The organism is Nakamurella antarctica (assembly GCF_003860405.1).
Lineage (GTDB): Bacteria > Actinomycetota > Actinomycetes > Mycobacteriales > Nakamurellaceae > Nakamurella > Nakamurella antarctica.
In genome coordinates, this window is sequence record NZ_CP034170.1 from 211,401 (window position 1) to 227,133 (window position 15,733).

Consider the following 15,733-nt stretch of genomic DNA (forward strand, 5'->3'; position numbering starts at 1 on the left):
TGTGTAAACCCAATGCCGGTAGTTCTGTGAACTACCCACTGTGCGCGAGGGGGGAGTTGAACTCCGATGCACACACCAACACGCCGATACCTGAAGGTACATCAGACAGTCTCTGATCAGGGCGAACAGTGAACCAACCTAACAGCGACCAACAAGCAGATACATCCGAGACCGTCAACGGCGACACATAGCGTGACACATGGAGCCAGCGGCACAAGGTGAATTTGGAACCCATCGCGTAAGAACAGTCCCGCCTAGTCGATCAGTCTCACGACCCATCCTTCTTCTGTTGTTGGTGCTGCGTCTTGGATGTGGTCGTTGGCGCAGAACATTGGCGGGAGTGGGTGGAAGCCTTTGGCTTGGTTTGGTGGTGGGTTGATAGTGATGTGTTGTCGGAGGATTGCGTCGCAGTCTGCGTTTTGGCAATGGGCGTTGGTGTTCTCGGCTATCCAGGGCATGGGTGTTTCCTTTAGGTGGTTGTTTCGTTTGGTTGCAGTGCTTCGACTGCCTCTACTAGCTTGCCGAGATGGTTGTTGTGGGTTTTCATTCGCCCTGGGATGGACTCTGAGCTTTCGACGGTGATTCTTGCGATGTGGGGTTCGACGTTGAGGGGCATTGTGTCGGAGTATTCGCGGCCAGAGTCGTCCTGGTATTTCAGGTGGATGGTCGTTTGTTTCGGGAGTTTGTGCCGGTTGACGTAGTCGTGTTCGTCGCCTTTAGGGACGCTTTGCCACCAAACGTTTTCGAGGTGTTGCCCTGGTCCGAATACTGCGATTGGGTCGGCGTACTGCCGCCGTATGTAGTAGCTGGCCAGGTGTGGCCTGCCGTTTTCGATGGGTAGCTCCGGCGTGAACGCGACTCGGAGGTTCCTTGCCATTGATGGGCCGGCGTTTCTGATGACTAGTTCCAATGCATCACTGTTTGGCGCTGTTCGGAACTCGGCGAGGATCATGGGGCGACTACGGTCGCGGCTGTCTTTGGCAGTGCTTTGGAGGGCACCAGCGGCGATCACGGCGGTGACGACGGCAGCGATTGCAGCGAGGCCCGTCCCGTACTTGTTCGACCACTCCCAGACGTTGGTCATTCCTCCGGTAATAATGCCGACGAGGATTAGGACCGCTACCAGCCCGACGATGCTGAATCGGAGCCAGTGCTTTCGGATCGGGTTCGTTTCTGTAGCCATCGAGCGGTCCTTACCTCGTGCCCGGACCGCCTTTCGCGGAGGGCTGGGTGGTCAAGTTAGCGCGTTCTGGGGGGCATTGGATAGGAGCTCCGTTTTCTGTCATTCTGCTGCTCCTCTGAACGAGTGGACGAAGGCTGCGAAGTCAAGTATCCATAAGCACCTCTTAGGCCCTCCGTTCGGTGTGCGCACTAGGCTGTTTCCCGCTTCCCTACACATAGGTTGGGAAACGGGCAACAGTGCTTATTGCTCGTCGTGGTCGACCAGGCGTAGGTCGCTGATGTTCTGTAGGTAGAGCATTGCGAGCATGAGGGCGGTCGCTAGGTCGCCGTGGCCGTCTTTGTCGTCGGTGTCGTAGGTGGTGTTGCCGGATGCGCTGACTTTCTGCCGGAACGATGCGAGCTCACGTTCTAGTACGTCTCCGAGTAGTAGGCCGGTGGCGATCTTCAGCCGGCCCCGCTGCAGGGGTACAACCACCGCGTCCCCCATGTTGCGTTTGATCGTTGAGGTGATGGTGATCGCCCGGTAGGTGTTTTGGTTCATCTCCCCGGCCCTGTACTTCTCCCAGAACAGGTCTTTGACTGCCCGTCCGACACCTGTTGCGTCAAACCTGAATGAGGTGTTGGCGTGGTAGCGGTGCCTGGGGTGGCGCAGGATTTCGGCTGTTTCGTCCACGACCTGGGGGTAGGAGGTGCCGAGCGGCCATTTCTTCAGGTACCGGACGTGGTGTTGGGTGATGGAGCCGTGGGGGATGCGTTCGAGGTGCGGTGTTTCGGCGTAGTTGGCGCGGCTGTATCCCGGCGGGAGGGCGGTGAGGTGTTCGACCACGGCGAGTGCGCTGTAGTCCTGGGCTTGGCCGAGGTCGAGCCCGATTGTGTATGCGGCCATTAGTACTCCAAGGGTGTGACGTTGTGGGTGAATGCGGCCCGGATCAGTTCGGTGTTGAACATTTGGGAGTCGGTGTCTCCGAACTGGCATTCGTAGTCGGATGCGAACACATACGCGCCGAGGGCAGCTTTGATTTGGGCGATCCTGTTGGCGCTGTATTGCGCGGATTCGTAGGCGGTGACCTTGTGTCGTTCCCAGCCGTTGCCGAGGTCGGTGTCGAGCTTGTGGAACCATCCCCGGCGTCCCCACGGCGTTGATAGGGCGATGATCTGCCCGTCCGAGGCGACCATGGGTAGGACGCTGGCGAATATGTCGTCGTCCACCCGTGACGCTTCGTCCAGGATCAGCAGTCGTGCCCCGGCGAAACCTCTGGATGTGCCTTCGGTGCCTGGTAGGGACACGATGCGGGAGCCGTTCTCCAACTCGAGGGTGGACTCGGAGTCGGCTTTGGCTTTCACTGGCCTGCCGCACGCGTTGTAGACCGCTCTGCAGCGGCGCAACATCTCATTGGACTGTCGTTGCCCTGGGGAGAACAGCAGGACCAACGAGTTGGGCCTGTAGAGGGCTGTGTGAACGCTTTTGATTGCGGTGGTGGTGGTTTTACCGACTTGCCTGGCGCAGTTGACCACGACCCTGCTGGCGATGGTCCGCAACAGTCGCTCTTGCCATGGTTCAGCCACAAACTCGACCCGGCGCCCGAAGGCAACCGGGTCGAGTGCGGCAGCTGCGTCGGCTGCGAATGCGTTCACGCTTCTATCGCCTGCAACCGGTTGGCGACAGCGAGCGCGGCGTCGGGGAACAAGCTCAGGGCCTCAAAGATCGCGCCACGAGCCTGTATCCAGTCGGGCAAGGTTGCCAGGTTGATGACGACCTTCGTTGATTCGTCCAATTCCCCGGTGAGCTTGGCCAGCAGTTCGATCATGGAGCGCAGTTCCTTCGCTGCGCTGACGCTGAGAGCGCCGTTGCCTTTGGCGCGGGCATCTTCGAGGGTGTACTTGATTTCCTTGTAGATGTCCTCGAGCCGGTCGATTGCTCGCCTGGGTCCGGCTTCCTCGTTAATGACCCTTGCGAGGGCCTTGCTGATGTGCGAGCGGTGCCGGCGAACTGCGTCTTTGAGCAGCCCGTATTTCGCCCCGATAGCGGCGTAGGTTCCCCCTCCCATCACGATGTCGGCGTCGAGTTCGGCGCGTCTTGGGTGGGTGCATCCACCACAGGGCGGCGGCATCAGTCGGTGGACAGCGCGTCGTTGATCGCCCGGTAACCCGCCGGGTCCTCGGCGTGGATCGCGGCGAGGTGTTCGTATGCCTTGGGGCCGCTTGTGTTGCCTTCGGATATCAAGGTTACGAGGCCGTCCCAGGCCGCTGCGGACTTGTTTGCGGCGTCCGCCTGGCGTACCGCGACGTAAGCACCCGGCTCGGGCTCTAGGTCAGCGAGGCGATCAATCACGGCCTCGCCTATCCAGCTTGTTTCGGGTTCGGTGAATCCGCGTCCATCGGTGGGCGGTGCCTGACGTGACTGTTCGTAGGTGGGTCCCCAGTCGGCAATGGCTTTGAGAATTTCGGGGTCATTGGTGCTGGCGATCACAGACTGCAAGTCCCGTCCGCTTTCGAGCAGCATCATTGCTTTCTTCCAAGCCTGCTCCTGCCGAATCAGCAGGTTCTCGGGGGCTTTCATGGATGACTGCGCTTTGGTTTTCGCTGCGGCGTACTGCTGTGCTGCTGCCGCGGCTCGCGGGTTCATTACGCCGGAGGCAACCCGGTGGGCTGAGGCCATACCCTCGGCGCGGAGTTCGTTGATGCGCTGGACGCTCAGGTTCGGGTCGGTGAACTTCTTCGCGGCTTTCATTGCTGCGATGAAGGCGAGGGTGGTTTCGAGGTTCTTGTTGTCGGTCATTCTGTCTCCTAGATGAGGGTTGTACTGGTACTTCTGAGGGTGTGATCGGGGTGGGTAGGGGTCAGTAGCGGCTCCCCACGATTGCGCGGCTCGATTCGGCGTTGGATTCGCGGATTTGCACCTTGGCGTGACCGCGCACGAACTCAGCGAGGTCGCCGTGCCCTTCGATGGTGAGAACCACTTCCTGGCGGCTCGAGGTATTGCCGCCACCTGGCATCCCCCGCCCGCGTAGCCGGCGAGAACTTCGCGAGGAACACGGCGCTGCTGGATGGCGGTCATGGCCTGGACGCCGTAGTAATCCACGGACGGTTCGGGTTGGATGAACTCCCCGGAACGGACCTTGATCGGTTTGCCGTTGACCATTCCGAGCAGGTTGTCCATCGTTGGGTCCACGGGTGAAACACCCGGCAGGAGACCGCCCTGGGCGTATCCCATCAACGCTGCTACCGACCCGCCTGTGTATCCGCCGATGCTGTTCACTGCGTCGTGGACAGCTTTCCCGACGCTGTTGTTGAGAAGGATCGTCCCTGAGATGGTGAAGTACTTGTTCGCCACCGCCTTGTTATTCACTGAGTCAATATCGGCCTTCGACTTTTCGATGCCGTTAGCGATTACCGTCAGCTCCTTGTCGGTAAGTTTCACTCCCTCAACGATGCCGAGCTTGTCAGCCAAGGCACCGGCAGCAGCCACGCCACCGTCCATGCCTTTGTTGTTCTCAATGAACATGGCCCGAGCATTGTCAGCGGCTGATCTGGCACCTGCGAACGCCGTCCCGAGGTCCCCGTTCTTCAACCCCAAAGCCAGCGCGGAAGCTGTGGATGCATCGGCGGCTTCCCGCTGCTTATCGAGGGAGTCTTTCCACTTCGACCCAGCCTCGGTGACGGTGTTGATCGACCCATCGGCGTTGATCAGCGACTCAATGTGACCCTCGGTGGCCTTCGTGGCGTCGTCGAATGCCTTCTTGCCGTCGCGCATCGCGTCGTTCAAGTCCTGCTCAACTTGCTCGGCTGACTTGTTGATGCCGAGCATCCGATCGATGGAGTCGGTGAGCCCTTTTGCGGACAGGTCGAAGTCGGCTGCGGCTTGTGCACCGTCCTTGAATCCCTGTTCCATCTCCGTCAGCGGCGGGTTCGCTGCCCGCAACAACCCGGCGAGATCAGCGATGCCACCCTTGGCATCGAGGATTGCCTCGCCCATGAACGCCCCGGACTTGCCCAGGCCAGCGGCTGCCTCATCGGCTTTGCGGAATGCGGCGCTGCTGTAATCCACGTCCTTGGCCAGCAATGCACCAATTCCTGAACCCTGCACTGTCCCAACGACTTTCTCCACAATGCCGAGGGCTTCGGCCATGCTCCGCATCGTGCTTCCCATGGACTCACCGACCCACTTGAGCCCATCCCCAACAAAGCTGATGGCTTCAATGAAGGGGGTTAGGGCACCGACCGCGAACCCCAACGCCGGGGTCATGTCGTTTAGGAACCCGATTGTTGACTCCGCGAATGGCAGCAGTTTCTCCCCGATAGCAATTGCTGTTAGCTCCAACTGATGCGTGAGCGCGGAGAGCCCAGAGTTTGCGGTGTCGTTAGCCTGGTCGGTGGCCTTCTGTGCCTGACCGTTGAACACACCCAAACCGGTACTCGCTGAGTCGAGGGACTTGAGGAATCCCGGAATCTTGCTGATGCCCAGGTCCTCCAGTGGCGTACCGAACAGCGCAATGGCGGTGTTGGCCTGGATCGTTGGGTCCTTGATCTTGACCAGGCCGCCGATGATCTTGTCGAACGCGCTGCGTGCGGTTTCCCCACCGGCCAGAATGTCACCTGCCATGGTTTTGGCTGACAGCCCGATGGTGCCGTAGGCGGCAACGCTCGTTGACGACATATCCGTTGATCGGATCGTGAACTCCTTGATGGAGTCCCCGGCCTTGTCCATGGCGATCGCGCCGTCAGCGGAGGCGTCAGCGATCAAACCCAAAGCCTGGGTGCCGCTGATCCCTAACGACTCGAAATAGGTGGAGTACTCCCCAACTACGTCGAGCAGGTCGCCCCGCATGTCCGTGGTCGTTTTCTGTGCAGCCTTGGTGAGCATGTCGAATGCTTCCTGTGCATCCTTTGCCAGGCCCGTTTTGATCAGCCGGCCAACGGTTGCCGTGACCCTCTCTGATTCCTCGCCCGTCACCGTGACAAGGGTGGTGACGAATGTGGCGAACTTCTGCAACTCCGCGTCCGAGGCATCACCTAGCCCTGAGATGTTGGTGATGACACCGGCCAGGATGCCATTTAGTTCACTGATGGACTCACCGAAACCCTGCCCGTAAAGGTCACCGGCGATCTTCCCCACCCGGGCGGACTCATCGGCAGTCAGATCAAGTTGGGCCTGTAGCTTGGCTTGCCCTTCCTGAAAGTCCATTGCGGCCACGAGGGACGCGACCAGGGCTGCGCCGATAGCAGCGCCTGCGACCGTGGCCTTCCCGGCACCGGAGGAACCGAACTCTTTGATCTTGCCCAGCATCCCGCCCGTTGCGCCGTCCAGGCTGTCGCCCAAACCTCCGAGTCCGGATTCCAGGCCTGCACTGATTTCGCCACCAGATGACCTGGCTTCACTGCCACCTTCGGAGCCGATGCGGCTGATGTCGGAGCGAACCCCACCGGCGACACCATCAACAACCGAGGACAGGCCGGACAGCCCCGACTCCAAGCCCGCGCTAATCTCCCGGCCCGCTGACGTGGCCGCTGAGCCACCTTGGGAACCAACCTGGTTGATGTCACCTACGACCCCGCCCGCGCTGTTCGGGATAGCGGCGGAGAGACCGGATAGGCCAGCTTCAAGCCCGGAAGTCATGCTCCGCCCGGCCTGGGTAGCTGCGCTCTCACCTTCCGTGCCGAGGGCTTTGATAGCGGCGATGCCTTGAGCGGCCCCTGATTCTGTTGCTGACGCATCAACTTTCAGATATGCGACAAGCGTGCCTAGATCAAGACTCATTTGGTGCTCCTAGGGTTTTTTGCTGCGCAAGGTTGCGCAGCGTTTCGATTAGTTCTGACTCGTACTGCTGGGACTGGGTGCGCCACTCAGTCACTTCGGCTTCGCAAGCCCGAAACTTGGTGCGCCACCTGGCGCTCTCAGCCCGCAACTCACGGATTTCCTCCCAGATGCAGGCGGCGTCGTCCCTCGAGACAGCGCCCACCCGAGTCATGGCGTCCCAGAGGCGGTCAGTGATCACGCCGCACCTTGGCCGATGATGCAGATGACGCACCTTCCGCCTGATGTGCGAATCGCGGCTTGGCACTCGGAACAAGTGCGAGTGCCCAAGGGAGCAGCCAAGGGAGCGAAGGGTGCAGTGTGCGTGTGCGTGCTCGCTTCGCTCCCTTCCTGCTCCCTTGGAGGTTCGGTGTTCGTTAGTCGCCAGTGCCAGGGACCGTTGAATTCAGGCTTGTAGGCTTCGATCCCCAGCCGAGCCTTTGCACGTTTGGTCTGATCCTTGGAGTACCCGGCGGCATCGGCGGCGCTGTAGACCTCGGTCGCTCGGTAGTTCGCTTCGGTGAGTAACGAAGTAAGCCAGCTGTCGATGGAGCGCTGCCCGCTCGAGTCCTCGCCCGGCCTGCCTTCGGCGTTGGCTCGCATGATGTCCCGAACCGAACGCTCCGAGGTGCTGCCGGTGAACTCGTACCGTGACACCCAAGCTGTGCCGTCGTCGGTTTCCACCGGCGTCGGGATGATCTTGTATTGCAGCGACGGCAGGTTGTCCCGTCCCAAGTTGTTCTTGGTGGTGCTCATCACGAACGTCGGCTCGGATGTTTCGTCCGCGTCCTCGGCTGCTTCCTCTCGGGCGAACCCGATCCCGGCCCTAATGAGTTGCCCGAAGGCAGCAGCACCTTGGATCGCCAACAACGGGTCGCCTGATGGTGCCGACTTGTTGAAGTGGGCCAGGCCCACGACAGCGCACTTGGTCCGGTCGGCCATTTCCACCAATGGGTCCAGGGCAGCCCGAACTTCCTTGCCCCGGTAGTCGTTGATTTCAGCGCCCAGGGCAGACAACAACGGGTCGCAGACCAGCAGGCCGACGTTGTTCTTCTCAATCAACCGGCCGAGCGCTTTGGTGTCGGTCGGCAAAGTCAGCTGCGCGTGCTCGTTGTTGTCTGTCACAACGTCCACGAAGTAGACCCTGGACATATCAGCGCCAGCAGCGAGCAGGCGCGGCCCGATGGTCATCTCCCTCGAGTCCTCATTGGCGGCGATGATCACCGACTTCGGCTTGCCATAGTGGGTTCCGGGCAGGGTCCCGGTGGTCAGGCGTGCCACCAACCACAGGGTGAACTGGGACTTGCCGATCCCGGCTTGCCCGGCGGCGATAGTGAGAGAGCCGACCGGGATTCTTCCCTCGGAGTCCTGCGGGGCAGCACCTTTGGGGGCCGTGTCCCATAACCAAGTTGGCTTACGCATCCGAATCTTCGAAGCCGCTGTGAGCGTCAATTCCCGCACAGGCTTCGGTGTCGCCTTCGCCCCGAGCGTCACGATTTCGGGCATGTCCAGATCGGCAGGTTCGGCTTCGATGGTGTCCGGCCAGAACACTGTTGGCGCGTTCACTGTGCATCCGTTCCGGTGACTGTGTCGAGGCCAGCGTTGACACGGCTCAGACCCTCGTGGACAGCCTCAAGCTCCGTCAGGACCGCAAGACCTAGCTCGGCCAAACTCCCTGTGAGAGCGGCCTTGTGGACCCGATCGACCGCTGCCAAGCAATCACGGCGAACAGCGTGCTCGGCAACACAAACCGCCAAGTACTCGCCACTAATTGCGGGCGGTGCGGACAGGGAAAGACTTGCGACGAACGATGACAAGTCCATGTGTGGGCTGGCGCCAGGACGAATCAAGGCTCGGCTCACTGCAAACTCGGGGATGGTGACCATGGAGACCGGGATGCCCTCGGAGTCCATCTTGCGCATCAAGTTCTCAACGAACCGACACTTGGCCTCGACAACATCGGAAACACCATAAAGCGATCGCATCTTCTCGCGGCCCTGTTTCGTGGCGTTGATCTGTGCGGCAACCAAACCCATCTCAGCCGATGTCGAATCGACTAGCTCGGGGCGGGTTCGTACTCGGGTACTGCTCGTAACTGAGGGGCAGCCTGTGCCATGGTGAGGCTCAATTCTGCGCATACGTGCGCGAAGACTGGGTTGGCCACAAAGGTGTGGCGTTGGCCTGCCTTGGGACACCCGGTCCCTTGCCAGTACTAGGTCCACGTCCAGCAGACCCTTGAAACGGCAACACATGTCAGGCTTTTTCGTCGGTGCGCCAATGGTCAAGCTTGACCATTGTGGCGACAGCCTCGTCATAGCCGAACTGGCGGCCACTTTCCCAAAGCTCGTTGGCTTGGGCCTTGGTGAGAGTGACTGTCCGTGCCTTCTTTTTGGCGACTTTCTTGCTCATGCGCGCTTCGCTCCCGTCAGAAGGTCAGCGGCACCCGTAGAGGTGGACGCGATGATGGAGCCGAGCACGATGAGACCACCGAACTGGACGGCGGTCTCAGCGGACAGCGCCGACAACTGAGCGCCGTCGAACTCGATGCGGGCCTGTCCGGTGAACAGGCCATGGGCACGGTAGCGGGTAACCCTGATCGACACTGTTTCGCCTGAGATGGTTTGCACCGAATCGAGTTCCTGCTCGCAGTACTCATTAGGTCCAGCGGGATGACCTGACTTGCACCACTTCTCACACCGGGCGATCTTCGGCCCGAACCAGAACCGGCCCTCGATGGCGTCCAGGCCCTGCCCAGGCAGCCCATCCTGAGCCTGTTCCAAGGACGCCACAACATCGGCAACGCTGGCGGCACCGGCGATACGAACAACACGCCGATCGCCAGCATCAACCTCAACAGTGACAGGGAAACCCGGTGCCACCACAGGCACGTCAGCTTCGACGTACACGCGACAGTCGCGCTCCAACACCCAGGCACATAACACCGTGAGCGGGACGACATCTGCGACCAGGTCAGCCCCGGCGTTGAACAGTGCGTTGGCCTGACCAATCTTGTCCATGCCGTCGAAGAACCCAGGGAACTCGAGGGCATCAGCGAAAGTCGTTGCGGCGGCGCTCACAGGACAACCTCTTTCAAAGCGGCCAACAACTCACGCGCTTCGGAATCATTCAGGAACACAGTCCCCGAAATGCCGAACGTGATCTGCACTGGCTGCGCGAAAGAATCCACACGCTCAGCAACAATCGGAGCCAGGATCAGCGACCGGGACTCGATGCGGGCCATCAGCGGGACACCCGAACGCGAGCGACAGCCGGCAACGGACTGCGGGGAAGACTCCCAGTAGAACGCACGATGAACTGGGTGAACGCATTCACCGGGACCGCCGGTGTGGGTGGGACGTTGTAACCTTGATTCATTACTGAACTCCTTCTTGCGGAATGGGTGCGGTGATTGGCCACCGGGAGCGACAACTCCTTGGTGGCCGTTTTGTTTTCGGTCTGCACGATCAGGCCGCCGGACTGGCAACGCCGTCGAGAATCCGAATGAACTGCTCGCGGGGAATCAGTACGCGCCTCCCGATGCGGATCGCCGGAAAGGTGCCTTCCTCGATCGCCCGATCCAAAGTCCGAACGTCTACGTCCAGCACCTCCGCGCCTTCGGTACGTGTGAGAGCAGCTGTGGTCATCTTCCGAACGTCGGCAAGTGTGAGCTTTTTCGACTTGGACATCTCCACCTCCTTTTCAATACGCGACACAATTTGTGTCTTACTCAGTAGACCACTCGATGTATCCAAATGTCAAGATGTCCACTAGAGTGTGTTTCTATGACACAGGTAGACGGGACTGACGTAGAGCCAACTTGGGGAATTGACTGGAGTCGAATGGTCGGTGAGCAGATAAAGATCTGGCGTGGTCGGCGGGGACTGTCTGCTCAGCAGCTTGCTGATCGAACTCGGACTCTCGGCTACACCGTTAGCCGAAACACCATCGCTTCACTGGAAAGTGGGAGGAAAGAGACCGTGCCGATTCAGGAGCTCGTGACCATCGCACGCACGCTGGAAGTTGCGCCGCTGGCTCTGTTGTTTCCGGTGGGGACCATCGACACAGTCGGTGTGCCAGGTCCAGACCGAATCTCAACCTGGGAGGCGGCTCTCTGGTTCTCCGGTGAAGTTCGCAAACTTACAAGCGCCGACGACCCCATGCATCAAGACTGGGGACGAGGGGAATACAGCCTGGGCTATGAGGAATGGGATGCCGGAGAAACACACGGAATCTGGGAGTACTACATCGAACCGCGAAACGACGCTGGCGCACTGTCAGACCTCCGCCTCGCGGAAGCCGAACTGACGAAGTGGCGAGCCCTGATGCCGCTGGTCAAGCACGCTTTCCTGGTCTTTACTACGGCCAAAACTGACTCCGTGATCGATACCTGGCAGTCCGTGTTCCAGTACGTCGGTCAACAGGCAGACAAGCATTGGCAAGTTATGGAGGCGCACCGAGCGAAAGCCAGGACGTACCCAGTCCCCGCCGACCTACACAACATGGAATCCGAGGAAGCCGACCACGCCAAACTGTTGCGACTCCTAGCCGGCGAATCCTCATGACTACCCGCAAACGGCAAGCAGGGGACGGCAGCATCAACGCCTACACAACCCAAGCCGGCACCCGCTACCGCTTCGAAACCCGACTACCCGTAGACCCCGACAACCCCGATGCAGGCACCAAGCGCATCGTGCGCGGAGGGTTCACCACCCGCACCGAGGCAGCCACCGAAGGCCGACGCATCCTCACCGGCACATCAACCACGACAGCCAGGAAGAAAGGGGCGGCGACCTTCGGGGACTTCATCACCAAATGGCTCGCAGGCCTAGACCTGGCCGAAATAACCATGGCCGGATACCGCAAGCTCGCACGCCTACACATCACCCCCGCCCTCGGTGCGCTCACCATCCCTAAGGTGACACCGACGACCCTTGCCAAGCACTACCGGGAACTCGAGGCACACGGCAGGAAGGACGCCACCCGCACCGGTCAGGCACTCTCAGCCAACACCGTCCTCAAGGTCCACGTCCTCATCGGGCAGATGCTCGAGGCAGCAGTCAGCGACAACCTAGTCACCCGTAACGCAGCCAGGCACAAGGACGCCAGGCCGCCGTCACCCAAGACAGTCAGGGCGCAGAAGCCAGAGATACACCCATGGGAATCGGAGCAGGTGAAAGCGTTCCTCGCATGGTCCAAGCAGGCAGGGGATGGGAGATATTGGGCGTGGGCCGTAGCGGTCCGTACCGGCGCTAGGCGTGGGGAAGTACTGGGACTTCAATGGCGCGACCTAGACCAAACAGCCAGCACCATCAGCATCAGGCGATCCGTTGTCCTGGTGAAGGACCACCAACAGGGTGAGCACCTGGCCGTGAAGCCACCGAAGTCGGGTAAGTCCAGGGTCATCGCCTTGGACGCGGCGACCATGAAGCTACTGCAGGAATGGAAACTACAACGGGCATCACTGTCCCTCGAACTTGCAACACCCGGCGCATACGTGTTCGGTGATCTGTCCAATAAGCCGCAGCACCCTGAACGCTTCTCACGGCAGTTTCAGCGGTCAGTGGAGCAATGCCGCCGGGCGCAGATGCAGGCAGCGCAGAAGGCAGCAGGGGAGGGAAGGCCGGCTGATCTGACAGGGCTGGTCCCCACGGTCAGGCTCCACGACCTACGGCACACGCACGCCACGTTGCTACTGCAGCAGGGGGTCAGCCCGAAGGTGATTCAGGAACGACTCGGACACGCCAACATCAGCATTACCCTCGACATTTACAGTCACGTCCTGCCGACCATGCAGGCATCAGCGGCCGACCTCCTGGCCGCCGTCCTCGCCTAACCGATGCGCGTTCCAGCCACTTCGGACACATGCAAGGACGCGGATCTTGACCCGAATAAACGCGCTTGACACATAACTTGACACATGGAAACGACGAAAGCCCCCGATCTGCGACGTAACCGCAGGTCAGGGGCTTTCTTGCACTGTGCGCGAGGGGGGAGTTGAACCCCCACGTCCTTTCGAACACACGGACCTGAACCGTGCGCGTCTGCCATTTCGCCACTCGCGCGAGTAACTCGCCTGAGATTATCACGCATCGATGGGCGCTCGACACACACTGCGATCGGAGGGTGGTGTGCCGGGGACCGTCAGCCCCGACCGGCCCAGCTGACAATGCCAGCTGTGTGATCAGGCCCGAGATCTGCACTCCCCTGCGCCCCGACATCAAGTGCGTGCTCGATGGTCTCGGCGTCGATGGCATGCGAAAACAGGTACCCCTGCGCGTACGGACAGCCCAGGGACTCGAGGATCTTTGCTTGCTCCTCGCGTTCCACGCCTTCGGCAATGACGTCCACCCCAAGGCTTTGACCAAGCTTGATGAGGGCCTGCAGAAACCTGACCGCCGCCGGATCCTTGTCGAGTCTTGTCACAAAACAGATGTCGATCTTGAGCACTTGTACCGGTATTTGTTGTAGGTGGAATAGCGACGAAGCGCCGGTACCGAAATCGTCCAACGCCAACAGGACGCCGAGTGTGCACAGTCGACCCGTGACGTTTGCTGCGACGTCGAGGTCCGTCAAAAGCGCGTCCTCGGTAATTTCAAGCATCAATTGTTGGGGCAGGAGCCCGTGGAGTTCGAGGACTGCGGCGACCCGATCGGGAAACTCGCTGTCGGTAATCAAGCTGGGCGGGATGTTGACCGCAACACGCAGGTTTCGGTGACCCACTAGCTCAGACCAGCGGGCAACGTCGGCGCACGCCCGCCCGAGGATGTGGTCGGTAAGTGCGGGCATCAGGTGGGAGCGCGCCGCCAACGGAATGAATTCTGCTGGGGGGATTTCTGCCCCCGCGTGCTCCCAGCGGGCCAAGGCTTCGAAGACGACGGTTCGTCGAGAGCTCAATTCGACAATGGGTTGGTATAGCACTGTGATGGTGCCCTCGTGGACAGCCCTCGACAACGGGCCACGCAGTCGGAGGTCGGAGCTCGTGGCCAGCGCCATCGACGGGTGGTACATCGCCATTTGGCCTTTGCCAGCGCGTTTCGCCGAATACATGGCGACATCCACCCGGCTCATCAGCGACTCAACTGTGGGAGCTTCGTCTTCGGCAGGCACCTCGATCACGCCGACGCTCGCCCCAATCAGAACCGATGTGCCAGCCAGTTGGAAGGGTTCTTGGAACGCATCCATCACGCGGGTGGCAACAAGCGTGGCTTCTCCGCCATCCTCGATCAGGATGGCGAATTCGTCGCCGCCCAACCTGGCAAGGGTGTCGCCGGTGCGCAGAGCTCCGCGAAGCCTTTCGGCAATCCGGATCAAGAGCTCGTCACCCGCCGCGTGCCCCAGCGAGTCATTCACGCCTTTGAAGTCATCGAGATCGCAATACAACAGTGCCAGCGGACGCATATCGCGCCGATGCAGGTCCAGTGCGTGGGCGAGGCGGTTGGAGAAGAGTGCGCGGTTAGCCACACCGGTGAGCTGGTCGGAGAATGCTTGCTGCTGCAGTTTGTGTCCCCGGGCAGCTACTTCGGCCAGCAGTCTGTGGTTTTCCCGCATTGTCAGGTACTGGCGGGCCAGAACTGCGAGCGCGACGCTAGCCAGAGCGAACCTCTCGACACTGCCGAGAGGGTGTCCGTAGAGGTACCGAACAAACAGCACTACCGCAGCGATGAACAGTGGGGTGTACGGAAGCATGGTCGCCCCCGCCGGGACGTCGGTGTGCGCTTCACCCCCGATTTCGGTGCTCGGTTTGCTGGAAACGGCGGCTCCAGCGAGCAGGATGAACGCCGCAAGCCAGCCAAGGTCGACGTACGTTCCAGTGATGTAGGAGTCAGTGGCGGTTTGGTAGGCGAAGGCGCTATCCGACAACGACATGGCGGTCATCGCCAGGGTGATGAGCACCAAGCTTGGGCGTTGCACTGTGGGTCGGGCGAGAACTGAAAGTGCTAGTGCCACTAGAAGAATGTCACTGAGCGGGTAGGCGAAGGAGACGATGAGTTCCCATTCGCCGGGATGCCCGGCCTGCGCCATCGCGTTCAAAACAACTGATCCAGAAATTGCCAGCAACGCGCCCGCTGCGACGCAGCCGTCGAGAAAGCTGCGGGAGCGAGCCTCGGAACTGCTAGGCCCGGGGAACAGGAAGAGGGCAGCGCAGGCTGCCACCGGGAACAGGAGGTATCCGGCATCGGCTACTGAGGGAAACGGGGATTCGACGTGGGCAATCAGCTCATACCAACACCACACTGCTTGCCCGAGCATCCAACTTCCGAGACCAACGGCGAAGGCGATCCACGCGAGGCGCAATCGGCCGATGCTGCGTCGCGCGGCGAACGCAGCGCAGGTCGCTCCAATCCCCGACGCTATTAACTGGCTCAGGTTGCCGACCACGCCCATGACGTTGTCCCCGCCGGGTCTTACGACAAAGGTGACCACCAGTAGTACGCACGAGAGTGCCGCTAGCCCCCGCCAGAACGGCAGCGCGCTGACGCGAAGCGTGCGCAAGTCGACTGGCATAGCTGTGGGTAACCTTTCTGTGGCACCGCCCATTGTCGCCTGTTCAGCGGCCGAATGGCGGGAATATTCGCTGCTCATCTTTCTCTCACCCAGCTGCGCAGCCGATGGCGGGCACAGCTGCCGAGATCTTGACCTTCGGTGACGGGGTTGTGCCGGGGATTAGCTCCGAGGGGGAAGCGGCCGCTGAAGAGCAGCGAAAAAAAGTCGTCGTGCGGACGCCGGTGCGCCCCCCATTCACCCGAGGTATCTGAT

16 protein-coding genes and 1 tRNA gene are annotated in these 15,733 nt (G+C 60.7%); 3 read left to right on the top strand and 14 right to left on the bottom strand.

Going from position 1 to position 15,733, the window contains the following annotated elements:
- Positions 1–469: 469 nt before the first annotated feature.
- The 12 genes from EH165_RS00955 to EH165_RS01000 form a co-directional block, all read right to left on the bottom strand.
- Positions 470–1,183: a hypothetical protein gene (locus EH165_RS00955; protein ID WP_124797635.1), complete on the bottom strand. Its 714-nt coding sequence runs from the start codon at positions 1,181–1,183 to the stop codon at positions 470–472.
- Positions 1,184–1,423: 240 nt separating this feature from the next.
- The gene (locus EH165_RS00960; RefSeq protein ID WP_124797636.1) at positions 1,424–2,068 is read right to left on the bottom strand and encodes a hypothetical protein; all 645 of its coding nucleotides are present in this window, start codon (positions 2,066–2,068) and stop codon (positions 1,424–1,426) included.
- On the bottom strand, positions 2,068–2,817 hold the full coding sequence (locus tag EH165_RS00965; protein ID WP_124797637.1) for a terminase large subunit domain-containing protein: 750 nt from the start codon (positions 2,815–2,817) through the stop codon (positions 2,068–2,070). The genes EH165_RS00960 and EH165_RS00965 overlap by 1 nt, the downstream gene beginning before the upstream one ends.
- Entirely contained in the window at positions 2,814–3,293 is a 480-nt protein-coding gene (locus EH165_RS00970) for a hypothetical protein (RefSeq protein ID WP_124797638.1), read from the bottom strand. The genes EH165_RS00965 and EH165_RS00970 overlap by 4 nt, the downstream gene beginning before the upstream one ends.
- Positions 3,293–6,940 carry a phage tail tape measure protein gene (locus EH165_RS00975; protein WP_124797639.1) on the bottom strand — a complete coding sequence of 1,216 codons (3,648 nt, stop codon included), beginning with the start codon at positions 6,938–6,940 and terminating at the stop codon, positions 3,293–3,295. Before EH165_RS00975 ends, EH165_RS00970 begins: the two co-directional genes overlap by 1 nt.
- A complete protein-coding gene (locus EH165_RS00980) occupies positions 6,930–7,178 on the bottom strand; it encodes a hypothetical protein (RefSeq protein WP_124797640.1) in 249 nt (82 codons plus the stop codon). Before EH165_RS00980 ends, EH165_RS00975 begins: the two co-directional genes overlap by 11 nt.
- Positions 7,175–8,542, bottom strand: coding sequence for an AAA family ATPase (locus EH165_RS00985; RefSeq protein WP_124797641.1), 1,368 nt, complete (start codon positions 8,540–8,542; stop codon positions 7,175–7,177). Before EH165_RS00985 ends, EH165_RS00980 begins: the two co-directional genes overlap by 4 nt.
- Complete coding sequence (locus tag EH165_RS00990; RefSeq protein ID WP_124797642.1) at positions 8,539–9,012, bottom strand: hypothetical protein; 474 nt, start codon at positions 9,010–9,012, stop codon at positions 8,539–8,541. The genes EH165_RS00985 and EH165_RS00990 overlap by 4 nt, the downstream gene beginning before the upstream one ends.
- Before the next feature lie 217 nt (positions 9,013–9,229).
- Positions 9,230–9,385 carry a hypothetical protein gene (locus EH165_RS15250; RefSeq protein ID WP_164479050.1) on the bottom strand — a complete coding sequence of 52 codons (156 nt, stop codon included), beginning with the start codon at positions 9,383–9,385 and terminating at the stop codon, positions 9,230–9,232.
- Positions 9,382–10,053, bottom strand: coding sequence for a hypothetical protein (locus EH165_RS00995; RefSeq protein ID WP_124797643.1), 672 nt, complete (start codon positions 10,051–10,053; stop codon positions 9,382–9,384). Before EH165_RS00995 ends, EH165_RS15250 begins: the two co-directional genes overlap by 4 nt.
- Complete coding sequence (locus EH165_RS15255; protein WP_164479051.1) at positions 10,050–10,217, bottom strand: hypothetical protein; 168 nt, start codon at positions 10,215–10,217, stop codon at positions 10,050–10,052. The genes EH165_RS00995 and EH165_RS15255 overlap by 4 nt, the downstream gene beginning before the upstream one ends.
- A gap of 223 nt (positions 10,218–10,440) precedes the next feature.
- Positions 10,441–10,662 (bottom strand): helix-turn-helix domain-containing protein, encoded by a 222-nt coding sequence (locus EH165_RS01000; protein ID WP_124797644.1) that lies wholly within the window; start codon positions 10,660–10,662, stop codon positions 10,441–10,443.
- Positions 10,663–10,758: 96 nt separating this feature from the next.
- On the opposite strand from EH165_RS01000, the gene EH165_RS01005 reads away from it, so the two are divergent.
- Positions 10,759–11,538 (top strand): helix-turn-helix transcriptional regulator, encoded by a 780-nt coding sequence (locus EH165_RS01005; protein ID WP_164479052.1) that lies wholly within the window; start codon positions 10,759–10,761, stop codon positions 11,536–11,538.
- Entirely contained in the window at positions 11,535–12,809 is a 1,275-nt protein-coding gene (locus EH165_RS01010) for a tyrosine-type recombinase/integrase (protein ID WP_124797646.1), read from the top strand. The genes EH165_RS01005 and EH165_RS01010 overlap by 4 nt, the downstream gene beginning before the upstream one ends.
- 146 nt (positions 12,810–12,955) lie before the next feature.
- Here the strand turns inward: EH165_RS01010 and EH165_RS01015 are convergent.
- A tRNA-Leu gene (locus EH165_RS01015) sits at positions 12,956–13,038 on the bottom strand.
- Positions 13,039–13,117: 79 nt separating this feature from the next.
- Positions 13,118–15,559: a putative bifunctional diguanylate cyclase/phosphodiesterase gene (locus tag EH165_RS01020; protein WP_124797647.1), complete on the bottom strand. Its 2,442-nt coding sequence runs from the start codon at positions 15,557–15,559 to the stop codon at positions 13,118–13,120.
- Between the two features lie 26 nt (positions 15,560–15,585).
- On the opposite strand from EH165_RS01020, the gene EH165_RS15260 reads away from it, so the two are divergent.
- Complete coding sequence (locus EH165_RS15260) at positions 15,586–15,732, top strand: hypothetical protein (protein ID WP_164479053.1); 147 nt, start codon at positions 15,586–15,588, stop codon at positions 15,730–15,732.
- Position 15,733: the final 1 nt, after the last annotated feature.

Bases quoted from the DNA above. Each gene is read 5' to 3' on its own strand.
- EH165_RS00955 (WP_124797635.1), bottom strand. From the start codon at position 1,183: ATGGCTACAGAAACGAACCCGATCCGAAAGCACTGGCTCCGATTCAGC.
- EH165_RS00960 (WP_124797636.1), bottom strand. From the start codon at position 2,068: ATGGCCGCATACACAATCGGGCTCGACCTCGGCCAAGCCCAGGACTAC.
- EH165_RS00970 (WP_124797638.1), bottom strand. From the start codon at position 3,293: ATGCCGCCGCCCTGTGGTGGATGCACCCACCCAAGACGCGCCGAACTC.
- EH165_RS00975 (WP_124797639.1), bottom strand. From the start codon at position 6,940: ATGAGTCTTGATCTAGGCACGCTTGTCGCATATCTGAAAGTTGATGCG.
- EH165_RS00990 (WP_124797642.1), bottom strand. From the start codon at position 9,012: ATGGGTTTGGTTGCCGCACAGATCAACGCCACGAAACAGGGCCGCGAG.
- EH165_RS15250 (WP_164479050.1), bottom strand. From the start codon at position 9,385: ATGAGCAAGAAAGTCGCCAAAAAGAAGGCACGGACAGTCACTCTCACC.
- EH165_RS15255 (WP_164479051.1), bottom strand. From the start codon at position 10,217: ATGGCCCGCATCGAGTCCCGGTCGCTGATCCTGGCTCCGATTGTTGCT.
- EH165_RS01000 (WP_124797644.1), bottom strand. From the start codon at position 10,662: ATGTCCAAGTCGAAAAAGCTCACACTTGCCGACGTTCGGAAGATGACC.
- EH165_RS01005 (WP_164479052.1), top strand. From the start codon at position 10,759: ATGACACAGGTAGACGGGACTGACGTAGAGCCAACTTGGGGAATTGAC.
- EH165_RS01010 (WP_124797646.1), top strand. From the start codon at position 11,535: ATGACTACCCGCAAACGGCAAGCAGGGGACGGCAGCATCAACGCCTAC.
- EH165_RS01020 (WP_124797647.1), bottom strand. From the start codon at position 15,559: ATGAGCAGCGAATATTCCCGCCATTCGGCCGCTGAACAGGCGACAATG.
- EH165_RS15260 (WP_164479053.1), top strand. From the start codon at position 15,586: ATGGCGGGCACAGCTGCCGAGATCTTGACCTTCGGTGACGGGGTTGTG.